The 1397-nt window shown below is 44.7% G+C and carries 1 protein-coding gene; it reads right to left on the reverse strand.

What is annotated here, in order from left to right; all coding sequences use genetic code 11:
* Positions 1–144: 144 nt before the first annotated feature.
* Positions 145–1397 (reverse strand): glycosyltransferase family protein (locus tag F6K37_RS42370; RefSeq protein ID WP_287257215.1); only part of this gene is annotated, 1253 nt, incomplete at its 5' end.

A 1397-nucleotide genomic window follows, 5' to 3' on the forward strand; every position in this document is an offset into this window, starting at 1 on the left:
AGTTGATAGAGGTACAATCCAGTCGCTAATAGTAAGATTAAGGTAATGGGCATCCATGGTCGGAACCAATTTCCTCCCTCTAGGAGCGCTGCTGTTTTGTGGTTGTTGGCTTTCATACTACCTAAATAATCAAAGCCCTAGAGCTTAGACCGATGTTGATTTGTTTTTGATATCAGTAGGATTTGGAGAATCAGTAGAATTGAGAGAATTGGGTATGAGCAGAAATAGATGCATTAAATCATTTTGTCTATAAAAGTTCTCGTTAGTAAATTCTTGGTGTGTTTCCAGCTGGAAATGTTCTTTGAAAACAGTGCGAAACTTTTGTTCGTCAAAACCTGTGCCGCATAGTAGCCAGAGCCGCGAGGGAATAGGTGGCAAGTTATTAAGTGCTTCCTCTACGACTGGGTTTTTGACTCGATCAGAAGGACAAAGTTTCCTGAGGGAATAGATCGGGGCATCTCCACTATAGTAATGACCCAGCGCTGAGGTCATTTTTCGCGAACCTATGGATAACACGATGGTATCACCAGGTTTTTCACCAATGCTAATCGTTTGCGCTACATTTCGCCAATCTTGGCGATCCTGCACGGTGTAATAGCGTATTAGCCCACTGCTAACGGTAATGGTATAGATAATTGCTACTGCGATCGCAAAAATCCGTTTCCAACGCCACAATCCCATCAAGCCAGCGGCCAGAATAATCAAAATGTATGGGGATAAAAACAGTATGTAACGGTCTATCCATAATCGCTTAGAAACTAAAAAAATCATCCCTGATGGTATAAACGCCCAAGCAGCAATCAAACACAGGCGTGGTTTGTGGTTTTTGTGGATTAAGGCAATACCGACCAAGCCAGCTAATAGTATACTGTAGGCTTGATAAAACAAGCTACTCAGCTTCGATGTGGAAGGAAACGGAAAGGCAGTAAAGTTCTTTAACTTACGTAAAACATCCACAAAACTGGGAAATGAGTGTCGAGTAGCCGATGGATCAATTTTGGCGATCAGATTAAGGGCATTGCTTAGGAAGGGAAGGGTTGCAGAAACTAGGGTGAACAAAGACGGTAACCACAACAGGATCACCAGCAACAGCCATTTGCCGAAAGCTAATAATGTAGCCCGTTGCTTGCGAAACCGAAACCATACCAACCAGATGTCAGCGAAGAGCAGGGTGGCATTGAGTGGCGCAGTTAGGGTTACCAACAGTCGTAGGCTAGCCCACCAAGCCATTGAGGTGGTAGTAGGATTCTCAAGAGCATTCACTAGCGCTATGGTACCACCTAGACCGAGACAAGTGCCTAGGGTGTACATACGAACCATTTGGGCAAAATTGATGAACAGGGGCGATAGAGCCAAGAGGAGGGCAGCAATCAAGCCCGTTGGCTTTCCCCCTACAC

The sequence above is a fragment of the Moorena sp. SIO4E2 genome (assembly GCF_010671945.1).
GTDB lineage: Bacteria > Cyanobacteriota > Cyanobacteriia > Cyanobacteriales > Coleofasciculaceae > Moorena > Moorena producens.